The sequence below is a fragment of the Sphingomonas sp. GM_Shp_2 genome, from assembly GCF_026540875.1.
Lineage (GTDB): Bacteria > Pseudomonadota > Alphaproteobacteria > Sphingomonadales > Sphingomonadaceae > Sphingomonas > Sphingomonas carotinifaciens.
In genome coordinates, this window is sequence record NZ_JALNUQ010000072.1 from 1 (window position 1) to 16,071 (window position 16,071).

10 protein-coding genes and 1 pseudogene are annotated in these 16,071 nt (G+C 66.9%); 2 read left to right on the plus strand and 9 right to left on the minus strand.

What is annotated here, in order from left to right:
• Nucleotides 1-295 precede the first annotated feature (295 nt).
• From OXR08_RS17680 to OXR08_RS17705, 6 genes are all read right to left on the minus strand, one after another.
• Nucleotides 296-646, minus strand: a complete 351-nt coding sequence (locus OXR08_RS17680) for a hypothetical protein (protein WP_267351862.1) — start codon at nucleotides 644-646, stop codon at nucleotides 296-298.
• 244 nt (nucleotides 647-890) lie between these two features.
• Nucleotides 891-2,975, minus strand: coding sequence for a glycoside hydrolase family 97 protein (locus tag OXR08_RS17685; RefSeq protein ID WP_267351864.1), 2,085 nt, complete (start codon nucleotides 2,973-2,975; stop codon nucleotides 891-893).
• On the minus strand, nucleotides 2,972-4,570 hold the full coding sequence (locus OXR08_RS17690) for an alpha-amylase family glycosyl hydrolase (protein ID WP_267351866.1): 1,599 nt from the start codon (nucleotides 4,568-4,570) through the stop codon (nucleotides 2,972-2,974). Before OXR08_RS17690 ends, OXR08_RS17685 begins: the two co-directional genes overlap by 4 nt.
• Nucleotides 4,570-6,372, minus strand: a complete 1,803-nt coding sequence (locus OXR08_RS17695) for an alpha-amylase family glycosyl hydrolase (protein WP_267351868.1) — start codon at nucleotides 6,370-6,372, stop codon at nucleotides 4,570-4,572. The genes OXR08_RS17690 and OXR08_RS17695 overlap by 1 nt, the downstream gene beginning before the upstream one ends.
• A complete protein-coding gene (locus OXR08_RS17700) occupies nucleotides 6,372-7,874 on the minus strand; it encodes a tryptophan halogenase family protein (RefSeq protein WP_267351870.1) in 1,503 nt (500 codons plus the stop codon). Before OXR08_RS17700 ends, OXR08_RS17695 begins: the two co-directional genes overlap by 1 nt.
• A 56-nt stretch (nucleotides 7,875-7,930) precedes the next feature.
• Entirely contained in the window at nucleotides 7,931-10,762 is a 2,832-nt protein-coding gene (locus OXR08_RS17705; RefSeq protein WP_267351872.1) for a TonB-dependent receptor, read from the minus strand.
• 182 nt (nucleotides 10,763-10,944) lie between these two features.
• On the opposite strand from OXR08_RS17705, the gene OXR08_RS17710 reads away from it, so the two are divergent.
• Both OXR08_RS17710 and OXR08_RS17715 read left to right on the plus strand, forming a co-directional pair.
• Nucleotides 10,945-11,970, plus strand: a complete 1,026-nt coding sequence (locus OXR08_RS17710) for a substrate-binding domain-containing protein (RefSeq protein ID WP_267351874.1) — start codon at nucleotides 10,945-10,947, stop codon at nucleotides 11,968-11,970.
• Nucleotides 11,971-11,999: 29 nt separating this feature from the next.
• On the plus strand, nucleotides 12,000-13,478 hold the full coding sequence (locus OXR08_RS17715; protein ID WP_267351876.1) for an MFS transporter: 1,479 nt from the start codon (nucleotides 12,000-12,002) through the stop codon (nucleotides 13,476-13,478).
• Here OXR08_RS17715 and OXR08_RS17720 read toward each other — a convergent pair.
• The 3 genes and pseudogenes from OXR08_RS17720 to OXR08_RS17730 all read right to left on the minus strand — a co-directional run.
• Complete coding sequence (locus OXR08_RS17720; RefSeq protein WP_267351878.1) at nucleotides 13,429-14,784, minus strand: HAMP domain-containing sensor histidine kinase; 1,356 nt, start codon at nucleotides 14,782-14,784, stop codon at nucleotides 13,429-13,431. The genes OXR08_RS17715 and OXR08_RS17720 overlap by 50 nt on opposite strands.
• Nucleotides 14,785-14,794: 10 nt before the next feature.
• Nucleotides 14,795-15,514: a response regulator gene (locus tag OXR08_RS17725; protein ID WP_149683319.1), complete on the minus strand. Its 720-nt coding sequence runs from the start codon at nucleotides 15,512-15,514 to the stop codon at nucleotides 14,795-14,797.
• A gap of 242 nt (nucleotides 15,515-15,756) precedes the next feature.
• Nucleotides 15,757-16,071, minus strand: a pseudogene (locus OXR08_RS17730) (hypothetical protein); the annotation flags it as partial.

Genomic DNA, 16,071 nt, shown 5'->3' on the forward strand with positions numbered 1-16,071 from the left:
TTGATTCGCCGCCACCGCCGCAGGCGCTTGCCAGCAGCAACAAAGGTATCATTGCAAACGTTGATTGTTTCATATGCCCCCAACTCAAACAAAATGATACGCCTTCGTAGTGTCAGGATTAGAAGATCCGCAAGTGCCTCTGTGTGGGCGCCGCTGTTTCTATCATGAGCGCGCGGCGTGGCCCGATGTCCGCTTTGAAGCACGCGAGCGTCGTGACTTACTGGCAACAATTGAGGCGTAAGCGAAATAGCCGCTTTGAGCATAAAGCTTTGAAAGCTTACCTTTAGCTAGGTCGCTAATGCCTTGATCGTTGCATCGTGCAAGGTAGCCTGCTGTCATCTGCCACAAAGTTAATTGCGTCGCGAACGGCATCATCCGCTAAATCAAAGTCGTCATTCATGATGATAGAATCTGCGACGTAGTTCGCCGGTTGGAACGGCAATCGCTCATGGGCTATAGCCGCGAGCAGTCGTCGTGCGCCTTCTCTCGTTACTTTGACGGGTCTACCATCAGTGATGATAATGTAGCCGTTCTCACCCGCTTGGAAGGACGCTTCGCAGGCATTCACTTCGGTAGAGATCTCATCAACCAGCACCTCCGGCGAAAGCTCACCGGTCAGAAATCCTACGAGGGTAGCATGCTCCATGGGAGCAGCGTGCATTGATGAACGAAGGTTGGCAATCAGGAACCATGGAACTGGCTCTGAAAGGCTGGCGATGGGCGGTTTTGGACATTTCACATTTAGGAGTCTGCGGCCTAGTCGGGCCAGCCGGGCATTTCCTTGTCAGCAGCGCGTTAGTGGAAGCGTCCCACCCCAACCCATCGACAGGTGAACGGCACCCGGTGCTGTTCATCTGTCGATCCCGAAGGGGAGAGGCCTCTTGTTTGTATCAGCGGCCTGCCTTGAAGCGGATGGCCTGGCCGCCGCCGGGGGCGAGCGACAGGATGATCGTGTCGCCCTTCTTCACGCGCTTCGTCTCGAAGGCGATCGCGTGGCGGGCTTCGGTGGCGTAGGTGGCGCCGGGGCCGTCCTTGTAGATTTGCGCGGTGTAGGTGCGGCCGGGTTTGAGGAAGTCGAGCGTGACCGTCACGTTGCGCGGGTTTTCGTCGGTGATGCTGCCCAGATACCAGTCCCGACTGTTGCGATCGGCCCGCGCAAAGGTGACGAAGTCGCCGACCTCGCCGTTCAGCACGCGGGTGTCCTGCCAATCGGTGGGCACGTCGCGGATGAAGCGGAAGGCGTCCGGGTATTTCGCGTAGTTCTCCGGCGTGTCGGCGGCCATCTGCACCGGCGAATAGAGGACGACGTAGAGCGCGAGCTGCTTGGCGATGGTCGACTGGATCGGGCTGTTGTCCGAACCGGTCAGGCTGAGCACGCCGGGGGTGAAGTCCATCGGCCCCTCCAGCATGCGGGTAAAGGCGAGGTTCGCTTCATGTTCGGGCGGGTTCTTGCCGGGCCATGCGTTATATTCCATGCCGCGTGACCCCTCGCGCGCCAGCCAGTTCGGGTAGGTACGGCGCAGCCCCGTGTCCTTTACGGGTTCGTGCGCGTCGATGCCGACGCGGTATTTGGCGGCGGCCTGCACGACGCGCAGATGATGGTTCACCATCCACTGGCCCTCATGCCATTCGCGCGCGATGGAGCCGTCCGGGTTGGCGCGCTCGATCTGGCCGGCATCGGCGACATAGCCGGTCTTCACCACATGCTCGCCGTGATCGGCGGCGAATTTGAACGCCTGGTCGAACTGGCTTTCGTAATGGCTGGCGGCACCGCCGGTTTCGTGATGGCCGATCAGCGAGACCTTCTTCGACTTGGCATAGTTCGCGAGATAGTCCGCATCGAAATCGGCCGTCGGGGTGGCGAACTGCATCGCACTGCCATTGCCGGCCCAGTCGCCGTCCCAGCCGACGTTCCAGCCCTCCACCAGTACGCCCTGGATGTTGTTGGCGCCGGCGAAGTCGATATATTTCTTGACGTTGGCGGTGGTGGCGCCGTGGCGGGGGCCGCGCGCCCATGTCCAGTCGCCCTTGATCATGTTCCACCACACGCCGACGAACTTGCCCGGCTTCACCCAGGACACGTCGCCCAGCTTGTTGGGCTCGTTCAGGTTGAGCATGAGGTGGCTCATATAAAGGCCGGGAGCGTCGTCGGCGATGAGCAGGGTACGCCACGGCGTCGTCCAGCTTCCCGTCTTCACCACCTTCGGTCCGCCCGAGCCGGGGGTGAGGACGGTGCGCAGCGTGTTGCCTTCGGTCTTCATCACCGCGGTGGAGGCATAATCGACGAGGGCGGCCTCGTGCAGCGCGACATGCGTGCCGCCGGCCAGCTTCAGCGTGATCGGGGTGGCGGCGGTGCCGACCGCGGACAGGGGGGTGCGCTGGTAGAGATATTCCTCGCGATTCCACTGGAATGCGACCTTCCACCAGGCGGTGGCATCTTCGGCGAAGCTGAATTCGGTCAGCTCGTCGGCAATGTTGGCGCCGTGCATGTTCGCCTGATCGGGCACCTCGTAGCGGAAGCCGATGCCATCGTCCTGCACGCGGAACACGACGTCGATGACGCGGTGGAGCGGCGTCGTCTCCATGAGGCGGACGCGCATCTCCTTGTGATTGTCGCGGATCGTGCGCCATTCGCCCCAGGGTTGCGTCCATGTCGTGTCGACGGGCTTGGCATGGGTGACCGACTGGATGCGCAACTGACGCTCGATCTTGGGCGCGTCGGTGAACAGGAAGCCGAGGCGCGACGGGGCGACGATCAGCGTGCCGCCGCGCGAGACGGACCAGAGCGCGCGGCCGTCATTGTCGGTGGTGACGGAGACGGCGATGCGGCCATCGGGCGAGGTTTCGATCGCCTCCGGCTGGTCGGCGGGGCGGGCGAACTTGAAGGTTTCGTTGACGGCCGGCGCGGCAGTGTCCTGTGCGGACGCCGTGGTGGTGGCGAGGCCGAGGGCCAGTAGGGTGGCGATACGGGTCATGCGATCTTCTCCGCGATCAGGGCGGCATAGGGGCCGAAGCGCCAGCCGGTGCAGTCGTTGACATGGGTGAGGGGGCGCCACGCATCGGCGTCTTGCGGCGCCCAGCGGGCAGGGGTTTCGGCCATGTTGAAGACGCAGAGCAGCGTCTGATCCCCCTCATGACGCTCGAAGGCGAGCAGCGTATCGGTGACCGTGACGAGGTGCAGGTCGCCGGTGGCGAGTGCCGGGTTCTCGCGACGCAGGCGGATGAGCGCGCGCGTGAGGTTGAGCAGCGAGGCGGGATCGCCCTCCTGCCGGTTGACCGCGAACTGGGCATGATCCTCGCCCAGCGGCAGCCAGGGCCGGGCGTCGGAAAAGCCGCCGTTCACGGCGTTGCTGCTCCACGGCATGGGCGTGCGGGCGCCGTCGCGCGACAGGGTGAGCGGCCAGTTGGCGATCGCCTCCGGATCCTGCAGCCGGTCGAAGGGCACCTCGACCTGGGTGAGCCCCAGCTCCTCGCCATTATACAGGAAGACATTGCCGCGCAGGGCGAGCAGCAGCAGCATCTTCATGCGCGCGAAACGGTCGCGATAGTCGGGCGCCACCCAGCGCGAGACAGCGCGCGGCGCATCATGGTTCTCGAACGCCCAGCTCGGCCAGCCGATATTGTCGCCCGCCGGCCAGCGTTCCAGCGCCTCGGCGACGACCGCCGGGGTCAGGCGATCGGCATACAGGAAGTCGAAGCCATAGGCGGTGTGAAGACGCTTCGCCCCTTCGGTGAACAGCTTCATCTCGCGGTCGGCATCGTCGCCGCCGACCTCCGCCACGGTGAAGCGGCCGTCATATTCGTCGAGCAGCGCGCGGATGCGCTCCAGAAAGGCCGGGATGCCGGCATGGCTCTGGTTGTGGATCTTGAGCTGGTAATCGAACGGACGGGTGCGGACCTTGCCCGTGTCGGGGGCGGGCGGATTGTCGGTCAACTCATGCGTGTGCATCATGAAGTTGATCGCATCGAGGCGGAAGCCGTCGACGCCGCGATCGAGCCAGAAGCGCGCGGTGGCGAGCAATTCCTCCTGCACCGCGGGCAGGTGGACGTGAAGCTGCGGCTGTTCCTTCAGGAAGTTGTGGAGGTAATATTGGCGGCGGCGCGCGTCCCAGGTCCAGGCCGGGCCGCCAAAGACCGATTGCCAGTTGGACGGGGGCGAACCGTCCGGCCTGGCATCGGCCCAGACATACCAGTCGGCGCGCGGGTTGTTGCGGCTGGCGCGGCTTTCGACGAACCAGGGATGTTCGTCGGAGGTGTGGCTGTACACCTGATCGATGACGACGCGTAAGGACAGGTCGTGCGCGCGCGCGACGAGGGCGTCGAAATCGGCCAGCGTGCCGAAGATCGGATCGACGTCTCGGTAGTCGGCGACGTCATAGCCGAAATCCTTCATCGGCGAGGTGAAGAAGGGCGAAAGCCAGATGGCGTCGACGCCGAGGCTGGCGACGTAATCCAGGCGGGCGGTGATGCCGGCGAGGTCGCCGATGCCGTCATTGTTGGAGTCGGCGAAGCTGCGCGGGTAGATCTGGTAGATCACCGCGCCTTTCCACCAGGGTTTTGGGAGGGGCATCAACGGGGCTCCGCGGCGCAGACGGCGTAGCCGAAGGCGGGAAGGGTGAGAAGGAGGCTGCCGGGTGCGGCGGCCTGTGTGGGGCAGGGGCCGGCAAGGGCGGTGAAGCGGGCGGCGGCGGTGTCGACCTCGATCCCTTGCGTGACGGGTTTGTCGCTGGTGTTGAAGGCGAGCAGGATCTCGCGGCCCGTGTCGGGATCGATGCGGGAGACGGCGAACAGGCCGGGCTTGTCGTCGCGGGCGCGGATGATCTGGCGGCCGCGGGTGAGGGCGGGGTGCGAGAGGCGGAGTTTCGCCAGCGTCGCAATTTCGCGGTAGAGCGGGTGGCTGGTGTCGAAGTTCGCGGTGGCGGTGGTCGCGGTCGTGCCGACAAGTTTGTTGTCGTTATAGACCGCGACCTTGCTGGCGAACATGTCCTCGCGAGCGTCCTGATCGTTGCCGTCGCCGGCAAAGCCCTGCTCGTCGCCGGAATAGATGGTGGGTACGCCCCGCAGCGTCATGAGCATCGCATGGCCGAGTTGGACGCGCTTCAGCACCTCGTCGTCCGACGCGTTCGGGTTCGCCTCGCGCACGTCGCGGGCGAAACGGCCATGGTCGTGATTGCCGAGAAAGGTGGGAAGGATCATCGCGGTGTCCTCGCCTCGCGCGTAGAGCACGTCGCCCTCGAACAGGGAGGCCAGCTCGCTGGTCGGCTTGTTGCCCGCCACCGTGTCGATCACCGCGTTCATGAAGGCGAAGTCGAGGACCGCCGGGTAATCGGCGATCTTCGTCCAGCGCGCGAGATAGCCAGGCTCCATGCCCGAGGTGACTTCGCCGAAGATGTGGAAATTGGGGATGCCGTTGGCACGCGCGCGCGCCTGCATCGCGGGCACGAAGCTGCGCCAAAATTCGGGGTTCACATGCTTGGCGGTGTCGACGCGGAACCCGTCGACGCCGAACCGGTCGATCCAGCCGCCGAAGATGTCGATCATGCCAGCGATGACGCGCGGGTTCTCGGTCATCAGATCGTCGAGGCCGGAAAAGTCGCCGGTGGTGCTGCTCTCGTCGGCAAAGGTCGTGTTGCCGCGATTGTGGTAATAGATGGGATCGTTGAGCCAGGCGGGGGTCTTGGCGTTCCGCTCCGCAGGCGGAACGTAAGGGGTGTAGGCGTAGGTCGGGTCGGTGAGTTTCGCGAAGTTCTGCGGCGTCTGCACGCCGTCGCCCCCAAAGCCGGGATTGATGGCGGCACCGTTCAGCCCGCCCTTGCGGCTATAGGGATAATTGCCGCGATCGCGGTAGGGGCAGGGCGATCCTTCGGCGCATTCGCGGTACTGGATCACATCGGCGGTGTGGTTGACGATGATGTCCATATAGACCTTCATCCCCCGGCCGTGCGCGGCATCGATGAAGGCGCGCAGGTCCGCCTCGGTGCCGAGGTGCGGATCGACGGTGGTGAAGTCGGTGATCCAGTAGCCGTGATAACCGGCGCTCTCCCGGCCCTTCGCACCCTGGACGGGCTTGTTCTTGAAGATCGGCCCGAGCCAGATCGCGGTGGCGCCGAGCGACTGGATATAGTCGAGACGCTGCGTCAGCCCCTTGAGGTCGCCGCCGTGGAAGAAGCCCTTGTGCGTGGGGTCGAAACCGGTCCGGAGCGGGCCGCCGGTCAGGCCGCCGCGGTCGTTGGCGGGATCGCCGTTTTCGAAGCGGTCGGGCAGGACGAAGTAGATCACCTCGTCCTGCGGCAGGCGCTGTCGATAATCCTGGGTGGGCGCCGCGGTGGCAGTGGCGAGCAACGTGCTGGCGAGGAGGGCGAATAGTCTCATCAGGCGGCCTTTGGAACGGGGGCGGCGCAGTGCGCGGCGATGAAGGCGTCGTGGGCGGGCATGCGCGCGGCGACGGCGGCGGCATGGGTGCGGGCGAGCGCGAGGAAGTCGGCAAGGTCGGCGGGCGGAATCGCATCGGCGAGCGCGTGGTGGCCGAGGGGCTGTACGCCCTGGCCGATCAGGACCTGGAGCCAGCCGACCTCGGTGAACAGCTCGTCGCTCTCGCGCAGGATGCGGCCATTGGCGCGGAACAGGGCGAGGCGCTCGGCAAGGCTGTCGGGCAGGGGGGCGTCGCGGCGTGCCTGCCAGAAGGGCTCGGGCCGGGCATTCGCATGGTAGTGCAGGATCAGCAGGTCGCGGATCGCGAGCCATTCCGCCTCGGTACGGCGGTTGAAGGCGGCGATGTCGGCACCGGCCAGCGCCTTGCCCGGCCAATATTCGAGCAGGCGGGCGATGCCGGACTGGACCAGGTGGATGCTGGTCGATTCCAGCGGCTCCATGAACCCGGCGGCGAGCCCGAGCGCGACGCAGTTGCCGACCCAGGCGGCGCGGCGGCGGCCGGTGGTGAAGCGTAAATTTCGCGGGTCGGCAAGGGGCGCGCCGTCGCAGCCGGCGAGGAGGCGGGCGGTGGCCTCGTCATCGGAGAGATGGGCGCTGGCATAGACGATGCCGTTGCCGGTGCGGTGCTGGAGGGGAATGCGCCATTGCCAGCCGGCGGGGTGGGCGGTGGCGCGAGTGTAGGGGGGCAGCGGATCGAGGCGCGCAGTGGGGACGGCGATGGCGCGGTCGCAGGGGAGGTGGTGGGACCAGTCCTCGAACGCGGTGCCGAGGGTTTCGCCCAGCAGCAGGCAGCGAAAACCGGAGCAGTCGATGAACAGGTCGCCGGCGACCCGTCGATCGCCCTCGAGATGAACGGCGGCGATGTGGCCGGTTTCGCCGTCGCGCTCGACGCCGGTGATGCGGCCTTCGATGCGCTCCACCCCGGCGGCCTCGGCATGGCGGCGCAGGAAGGCGGCGTAGAGGGTGGCATCGAAATGGAACGCCCAGGCGATGCCGCTGGGCAGATCGGGGCGCCCCTGGTCGCGGGCGAAGCGGCCGGCGGCGGCGGCCTGCGCGGCGGCGCTGTAGTTCCACAGCGAGTCCGGACAGCCGGCGCGCAGCCAGTAATGGTGAAAGGGAACGAGGCCGAGCGCGCGACCGATGGTGCCGAAGGCGTGGCAATAGCGGCTGCCGTCGCCGGACCAGCCCGCAAATTCGATGCCGAGTTTGAACGTGCCCTGCGTCGCACGCAGAAACGCGTCCTCGTCGATCCCCAGCATATGGTTGAAGATGCGCAGCGCAGGGATCGTCGCCTCGCCGACGCCGATGGTGCCGATCGCGTCGGATTCGACCAGCCGGATGCGGTGATCCGGCGGCAGGAAGCGGGCGAGCGCGGCCGCGGCCATCCAGCCGGCGGTGCCGCCGCCGACGATGACCACGCTTCGGGTGCTGGAGCCGGTCATGAGCCTCCCCTCGGCATGCAATGCCCCCTCCGGGGTGGAGGGGGCGGTCTGCGACATCAGAAGCGGTAGGTGAAGCCGGCGAGGAAACGGCGGCCGAAGCGCTGGAAGTCGATCACTTCGGCGGTGTTGGCGCCGTTGATCGTCTTGAACGGCTCGTCGGTCAGGTTCTGGCCCTGGAGGAACAGGGACAGGCCATTGAAGGTGCCGGACGAGAAGTCGTAGCCGATCTGGCCATCGACGATCAGTTCGCCGGCCGCCCGGCGGCGGGTACGCTGCGCACCGAAGCCCGACAGTTCACCGATGAAGGTCGAACGGTAGCGGACCGAGCCACGCACGTTCAGGCCCCACTTCTCGAAAAAGGCGGTGCCGTTCGCCACCCAGCGCGAGTAGCCGGGAATATCTTCCGCCGCGCCGCCCGGCGTGGGGGTGATTTCGGTCTTGGTATAGGAGCCGCCCCCGGTCACGCCGAACCCATCGAGCGCACCGACGATCTGGCCGAGCGGCAGCGTGCCGGCGAGTTCGACGCCGTAGATCTTGCCGCCCTCGCCGTTGATCGGAATGGTCGCGCGGCCAAGCGTCGGCGTGCCCGCAGGAGCGGCCGGGGGCAGCGGGAAGCCCGAATAATCGTACGGAACCTCCAGGTTATAGACGAAGCTCTTCAGGTCCTTGAAGAACCCCTGCACCGCAAGATAGCCACGATTGCCGAAATACTTCTCGATCGTCACGTCATAGGAATTAGAACGGATCGGGCGGAGGAAGGGATTGCCCCCGCTGCCGGTCAGGATGCCTTCCTGAAGGCTGAAGCCATAGCCGAGCGCGACACGCATGTCGTCCATGCGCGGACGCTGCATCTGGCGGGCGGCGGCGGCGCGGATCACCCAGTCGCTGGCGAGACGCAGGCTGAGGTTCGCGCTGGGCAGGATGTCCAGATAATCGTCACCCCGCGTGATCGTGCTGAAGCCGGTGCCGTTGAAGACGAGACCGGACGACTTCTGCTCGGTGAGCATCGCCTGCACACCGATATTGCCGGTCAGTTCCGCCGACCCGATCGGCTGGCGCAGATCCGCCTGGAGATAGGCGGTCATGATGTCCTCCTTCACGCGGAAGGCGGAGGATACCACGTCGTTACTGTTGTTGCGGGTCAGTGAATAGACGCCGCCATCCAGCACGGCACGCGGATCGTAGCTGAGCATCGGTCCGAGGCCGAGATAGGACAGGTTGGTCGGGTCGAGCCGATACTGGCTGGGCAACGTGCCCTGCGCAGCGCCACTGGCAAGTACCAGGAAGAACTGGTTCGGCGTCAGCGACTTGTCATGCGTCGTATAGTTGAGGCCGAAACGGGCAGCCGATATCGGGCTGCCGATCTCCCGCTCGATCTCGGCGCGGTACTGGCGGATCGAGTCGCGGACCGAGCGGTCATTGTAATAGCCGGCCTGACGCGTGGCGCCGCCCCAGCCGAGCGGATCGGTAAGCTGGATGAGGTCGGGATCGGAATAATTGAGCGTCGGCGTGAAGGTGGTGCCGTTCGGCGTCGTCTGGAAACCGATGGTGTCGGTCGCGCCGTCGCCGGGACCGAAACCCGTGCCGGCATAGCTTTCCAGCACCAGCTCGCGACGCTTGGTGAGCGAGTAGGACACGTCGACCTGGGCGTTCCAGCCGTCGTCGCCCTCATATTTGGCATTGTAGCCGAAGGAGTAGAGCTTGGCCTTGCGGTCGAAGGCGTCGTTGCGGACGACCGCCTCCACACCGTTCCATGTGCCGCCGGTGACGAGACCGTTGGTGACGGTCGGGTTGGTAAGCGTCGGCGCGGGCGAGCCGAAGCCGAGCGGCAGTTCGATGCCGCGCTTGATCTGCTCGTCCGAGAAGTCCGAGTAAAAGGCGTCGAGCGTCGTGGTGACGGTATCGGTCGGCTTCCACTGCACCGTGCCGGACAGGCCGAGGCGCTTCAGCGTGGTCGAGGTGACATAGGATTTGGAGCCGCCGATGACGTTGGTCGGCGTGCCGTTCACCGGCACCTGCGCATAGCCCCAGGCGTTGAACTCCTGGATCTGGTACGGCTCGTCCAGATAGGAGGCGGACAGCGCGACGCCCAGCGTATCGTCGGCGAACTGGTCGACATAGGTCGCGGTCGCGCGGTAGCCGAATTCCTTGGAACCGGCGTTCAGCTTGCCGATATCGGCATAGGTGCCGCGCGCGCCGACCGAGATGACCTGCCGGCCATAATCGAGCGGGCGGATGGTGCGCAGGTCGACGGTGCCCGACAGGCCCTGACCGATCAGGCCGGCCTGCGCGGTCTTGTAGATCAGCACCTGATTGACGACTTCCGCGGGATACTGGTCATATTCCACCGCGCGATTGTCGCCGGTCGAGGTCTGTTCGCGGCCGTTCAGAAGCGTGGTCGAGAAGTCGGGGGCAAAGCCGCGGATCGAGATGGCGTTGGAGCGCCCGTTGACGCGCTGCGAGGTGACGCCGGGCAGGCGCGCGATCGACTCCGCGATCGAGGCGTCGGGCAGCTTGCCGATATCCTCCGCCGAGATGGATTCAACGACGAGGTCGCGGGTCTTCTTCTCCACCACCGCGTTTTCGAGGGCGCGGCGGAAGCCGGTGACGACGATGTCCGCGCCTTCCTCTTCCGGTGCCGGTTGGGTCGCGACGGGCGATTGCTGGGGCGTGGTGTCACCGGTGACGGCGGCGTTGTCGCCCTGCTGGTCTCCGGCGCTGGCGGGCTCGTTGGGATTTGCGCCGGTGCTGGTGCTGGCTGCCGGATCGGGCACCGTGGTCGATGCCTGCGCGAAGGCCGGGCTGGCGAGCGTCAGGGCCAGCGAGCTGGCGCCGAGATGAAGCGCGAGGCGGGCGGCGCGCGCCGACGCGGCGGTACGAACGATCATAACTATCCTCCCCGAGGAGCCCTTGGCGCTCTTGTGTCGCCATGAGCATGTGTGTGTATCCGCAATGGATTTTGCCGCGGTGGAAGCCAAGGAATGCGCATACGTATTCTATGCGGCCGATATGGCACCGTTGCAGCCGGGCCACGGTTGACGGCGTATCGCAGCGGTAGGATGAGACGGGGGTGACCGGCCGCAAGCCCACCTCCTTCGACATCGCGCAACTCGCCGGCGTGTCGCAGCCGACCGTCAGCCGGGCGCTGCGCGGCAGTACGACGGTGAGCGCGGCGACGCGCGCGCGCATCCAGGCGATCGCGAAGCAGTTGAACTATACGGTGGACCGGGCGGCCTCCAACCTGCGGTCGGGGCGGACGCGGACACTGGCGCTGCTGCTGTTCCGGGACCCGTCGCCGGGGCATACGCTGATCAACCCGTTCTTCCTCGGCATGCTGGGATCGATGATGGGCGCGTGCGCGGAGGCGGGATACGACCTGCTGATCTCGTTCCAGGATTTCTCCAGCGACTGGCATGTCGATTATGAGGACAGCCACCGCGCGGACGGGCTGATCCTGCTGGGGTACGGGGACTATGCCCAGTACCGCGCACGGCTGGAGCAGCTGGTGGCGCAGGGTACGCGCTTCGTGCGCTGGGGATCGGTGGCGGCGGGGCAGCCGGGGCTGACGGTCGGGTGCGACAATGTCGCGGGAACCGCGGAGGCGACACGGCACCTGATCGCGCGCGGGCGGCGGCGGATCGCGTTCCTGGGCGATGCGACGGACCATTACCCGGAATTTCACGATCGATATCATGGCTATGCGATGGCGCTGGCGGACGCGGGGCTGGGGGTCGATCCGGCGTTGCAGGTGCCCGCGCTGTCGAGCGAGGAAGAGGGCGAGCGGGCGGCGCGAGAATTGCTGGCGCGGGGGGTGGCGTTCGATGCGATCGTCGCGGCGAGCGACCTGATCGCGCTGGCGGCGATGCGCGTGCTGCATGCGAGCGGACGGCGGGTGCCGGACGATGTGGCGCTGGTCGGGTTCGACGATATTCCGGCCGCCGGTTTCGCCAGTCCGCCGCTGACCACGGTGGCGCAGGATGCCGACGGGGCGGGGCGATTGCTGATCGATACGCTGCTCGCCGAACTGGGCGGGCGACCGCGGCGCAGCGTGCTGTTGCCGACACAATTGATGGTGCGCGGGTCCACCGGCGCCTGAACAGATACAAGAATAAGGGAGAGAGGGTGATGGAGAAGCCGCGGCAAGGCTTTCGGGGCCTGTGGAATATTTCGTTCGGCTTTTTCGGCATCCAGATCGGCTTTGCCCTGCAAAATGCCAATGTCAGCCGCATCTTCCAGTCGCTGGGGACGTCGGTGGACGATCTGGCGTTCTTGTGGATCGCGGCACCGCTGACCGGGCTGCTGGTGCAGCCGGTGATCGGGCATTACAGCGACCGGACCTGGGGGCGGCTGGGGCGGCGGCGGCCATATTTTCTGGCAGGCGCGGTGCTGGCGACGGCGGCGCTGGTCGCGATGCCCAATGCGCCGGTGCTGCTGGTCGCGGCGATCCTGCTCTGGCTGCTCGACGCGTCGCTGAACGTGTCGATGGAGCCGTTTCGCGCGTTCGTGGGCGACATGCTGCCCAAATCGCAGCGGACCGCGGGCTATGCGTTCCAGACAGGGTTCATCGGCGCGGGCGCGGTGGTGGGCAGCCTGGCGCCGATCGTGCTGACCGATGTGTTCGGGGTGGCGAACACCGCCGCTGGCGGGGGCGTGCCGCCATCGGTGCAATATGGCTTCTACATCGGTGCGGCGGCGCTGTTCGCGGCGGTGCTGTGGACGGTGCTGACCACGCGCGAATATTCGCCCGCCGAAATGGCGGCGTTCGAGGATGCGGAGGGCGAGGTTGCCGCCGCACCCGCCACGGTGCGGCGCGGCAGCGGGCTGGCGCCGTTGTGGATCGCGCTGGGCATCGCCGTGATCGTCGCGGTGGAGCGGCTGGCTCTGGACAAGCCGCTCTATATCCTGGGCGGCGGGTTGATCGCCTATGGCGCGGCGCTGATCGTCAGTGCGGGGCTGGTGCGGCGGGGTCGCGGCGACAATGCGCTGAGCCAGATTCTCGGCGACCTGGCGGCGATGCCGGCCACGATGCGGCGGCTGGCGCTGGTGCAGTTCTTCACCTGGTCGGCGCTGTTCATCATGTGGATCTACACCACGCCGATCGTCACCGCGCGCGCCTTTGGTGCGACCGATGCGGCGAGTGCGGCGTATAATGCGGGCGCGAACTGGGTCGGCGTGCTGTTCGCGGTGTATAACGGCGTCGCCGCGCTATGGGCGTTCGTGATGCCGGCGCTGGCGGCGCGGATCGGGCGGCGCGATACGCATATCCTGGGGCTGCTGAGCGGGGCTGCGGGCTTCGCTTCTTTCCTGGTGGTGCGCGATCCCATGGTGCTGGTGGGGTCGATGGTGCTGATCGGCATCGCCTGGTCGTCGATCCTGACCATGCCCTATGCGATCCTGTCGGCCGCGCTGCCGCAGGAGAAGCTGGGCATCTATATGGGGTTGTTCAACATCTTCATCGTGCTGCCGCAGCTGATCGTGTCGTCGGTGATGGGCGAGGTGGTGCGCCGCTTCTTTCCGGGCGATCCGGTATGGGCGATGGGCATCGCCGCCGCGGTCATCGTGGCAGCGGCGATGGCGATGCTGCGCGTGCCGCGGCGAGCGTGATCGTTGCGCAAAGCCCGCCCTCGGGCCGGTTGGCGAGGGTGATCTCGCCACCGGCATCGCGGACGATGGAGCGGGCGAGCGCGAGGCCGAGGCCGATCCCGCCGGTTTCGCGATTGCGGGAGGTTTCGAGGCGGGTGAAGGGATCGAAGACGTCGCCCAGACGGTCGGGCGGGATGCCGGGGCCGCGGTCGATGACGTGGATGGCGATCCGCTGACCTTGCGCGTCGATGCGGACATCGGCCGCCTCGCCATATTTCACCGCATTCTCGATCAGGTTGCGGACCGCGCGGCGCATCAGCGAGGGGCGCAGGCGCAAGCGCAGGCGCGGGGTTTCGGCGAAGCTGACATCCTGGCCGAGATCGCGGAAATCCTCCACCACCGCATCGACCAGCGCGGCGAGATCGACCTCGGTCGCGGGCTCGCTGGGACGACCCATGCGGGCGAGCGACAGGATGTCGTCCAGCATGCGGTTCATTTCCGAAATGGTGTCGGCCATGCGGGCGCGATCCCCGTCATCCTCCACCGATTCGATGCGGACGCGAAGCGCAGCGAGCGGGGTACGGAGGTCGTGGCCGATCGCGCCCAGCATCCGGTCCTTCTCGTCCAGCATCGCCGCGACGCGCAGGCGCAGCGCGTTGAAGGCGGCGATCAGCGCGGACACGTCGAGAGGGCCCTGTTCGGGTACCGGCGGCCCCTCGATACGGGGGTCGAAGCCCTCGGCGGCGCGGGTGAGGTCGCGTAAAGGGCGCGAGATGCGGCGGCCGATCCAGAGGACGGGCAGGAGGATGATGCCGTACAGGATCAGCGTCTGGAAGATCAGGCGCCAGACGAGGTACATGGTGTCGTGCGGCCAGCCGGAGCGGGTGACGAGCCAGCCGCGGCCGGGCTGTTCCACCGCGATGACCAGTTCGGCCCGCCAGCGCCGCGGCGGCTGGCCCCGGCGGTTCTCCACTTCGGGGCGGGGCGGGCGCACACCGGTGACGATGCGCAGCGGCGTGTGCCCGGCCTCCGCCAGTCCGGCGCGGATCGCCTCCTCCACCGTAGGTTCGGGCGTCATCGCCGGGCTGATCGGATTGAACGCCATGCGGCGGACGCGGCCGCGATCGGCGACAGGGCCGCGCCCGTTCGCAGTGCGCTCGATCGCGTCGTTCAGGCGGGCGATGGCGGGGCCGGTGACCTGTTCGAGCAGCAGCGAGCGGCGCTCGCGCAGCAACAGCCCGAAATTGATCGCCTGCGCGACGAACAGCCCGATCGCGACGAGCAGCGCCATCTGCCCGGCAAGGCTGCGCGGCCAGATGCGCATCATGCCGGCATGCTCACAGGCGGGTGACCTCTGCGGCCAGCGTGTAGCCGCCGCCCCAGACCGTCTTGATGATGTCGGGCGCCTTGGGATCATGCTCGATCTTGCGGCGCAGGCGGCTGACCTGATTGTCGATCGCGCGGTCGAAGGCGGCGGCCTCGCGCCCTTGCGTCAGGTCGAGCAACTGGTCGCGGGTCAGTACCTGGCGGGGGCGGGTGACGAGGGCGAGGAGGAGGTTGTATTCGCCGGTGGAAAGGGGGACCGAGACGCCCTCGCGATCGACCAGCGTGCGCTCGCCCGATTTCAGCACCCAGCCGGCAAAGGCGTAGGAGCCGCTTTCGGGCGCGTGCTGGCGGGTGCCGCCGGACTGGGTCCGGCGCAGTACGACCTTGACGCGGGCGGACAGTTCGCGCGGCGAGAAGGGTTTCACCACATAATCGTCGGCGCCCATTTCCAGTCCGACGATGCGGTCGGTCTCCTCCGACCGGGCGGTGAGCAGGATGACGGGGACGTCGCTGGTCGCGGCGATGTGGCGGCACAGGGAGAGTCCGTCCTCGCCGGGCATCATGATGTCGAGAATGACGAGATCGATCGCATAGGCGGCGAGGCGGGTGCGTGCGCTTTCCGCGTCGCCCGCCTGGGTGACGCGAAACCCCTGTTTGGTGAGGTAAACGGCAAGCGGTTCGCGGATCGAGCGTTCGTCGTCGACGAGCAGCAGGTGCGGCGTATCGGTCATGATGTCGGGCTGTAGCATGGCCATCCCCTTCTGACAGGCGGGCCTTTTCGATTGGTGGGGTGGGCATGGCGCTTCGGTCCCGACCCGTTCGGCTCGGAGCGAAACCGAAGGCGCGATGTGCGGGTGGCGGTGCTTCGACTTCAGCGCAAAGCGCTGAAGTTTATTCTCAGCGGCTGGCTTGCCAGCCAGTCGAAGGGCTCAGGCCGAACGGAGGGAGGTGTCAGGTCGGGCGCCCTCGTGCTTCAGTCCTCGTGCGCAGGCGCACCACCGGCAGGGCCGCCGCGTCGGTGATCGCGGCGGTGGTCGCGCATCGCCTGTAGCTCGGTGGCGTCGAGGCGGCCGTCATGGTTCGCATCCGCGCGGTCGAAGCGGCGGAGCATGCGGTCGCGGAAGCCTTGTGCGGTCAGTGGTGGCCGGTCGGGGCGGGCGGCCGCGTTCGCCCGCGGCGGCGCGCCGTCGGTACGGGGCGCACCGCGCATCCGCTCGCGCGCGGCGCGCATCTCGTCGGGCGTGACGCTGCCGTCGCGGTTGGTGTCGAGGGTGGCGAAGCGGCGGTC

Excerpts from the sequence above, each read along its gene's own strand:
- OXR08_RS17680 (WP_267351862.1), bottom strand. The coding sequence starts at position 646 with ATGGAGCATGCTACCCTCGTAGGATTTCTGACCGGTGAGCTTTCGCCG.
- OXR08_RS17685 (WP_267351864.1), bottom strand. The coding sequence starts at position 2,975 with ATGACCCGTATCGCCACCCTACTGGCCCTCGGCCTCGCCACCACCACG.
- OXR08_RS17690 (WP_267351866.1), bottom strand. The coding sequence starts at position 4,570 with ATGCCCCTCCCAAAACCCTGGTGGAAAGGCGCGGTGATCTACCAGATC.
- OXR08_RS17695 (WP_267351868.1), bottom strand. The coding sequence starts at position 6,372 with ATGAGACTATTCGCCCTCCTCGCCAGCACGTTGCTCGCCACTGCCACC.
- OXR08_RS17700 (WP_267351870.1), bottom strand. The coding sequence starts at position 7,874 with ATGACCGGCTCCAGCACCCGAAGCGTGGTCATCGTCGGCGGCGGCACC.
- OXR08_RS17705 (WP_267351872.1), bottom strand. The coding sequence starts at position 10,762 with ATGATCGTTCGTACCGCCGCGTCGGCGCGCGCCGCCCGCCTCGCGCTT.
- OXR08_RS17715 (WP_267351876.1), top strand. The coding sequence starts at position 12,000 with ATGGAGAAGCCGCGGCAAGGCTTTCGGGGCCTGTGGAATATTTCGTTC.
- OXR08_RS17720 (WP_267351878.1), bottom strand. The coding sequence starts at position 14,784 with ATGATGCGCATCTGGCCGCGCAGCCTTGCCGGGCAGATGGCGCTGCTC.
- OXR08_RS17725 (WP_149683319.1), bottom strand. The coding sequence starts at position 15,514 with ATGACCGATACGCCGCACCTGCTGCTCGTCGACGACGAACGCTCGATC.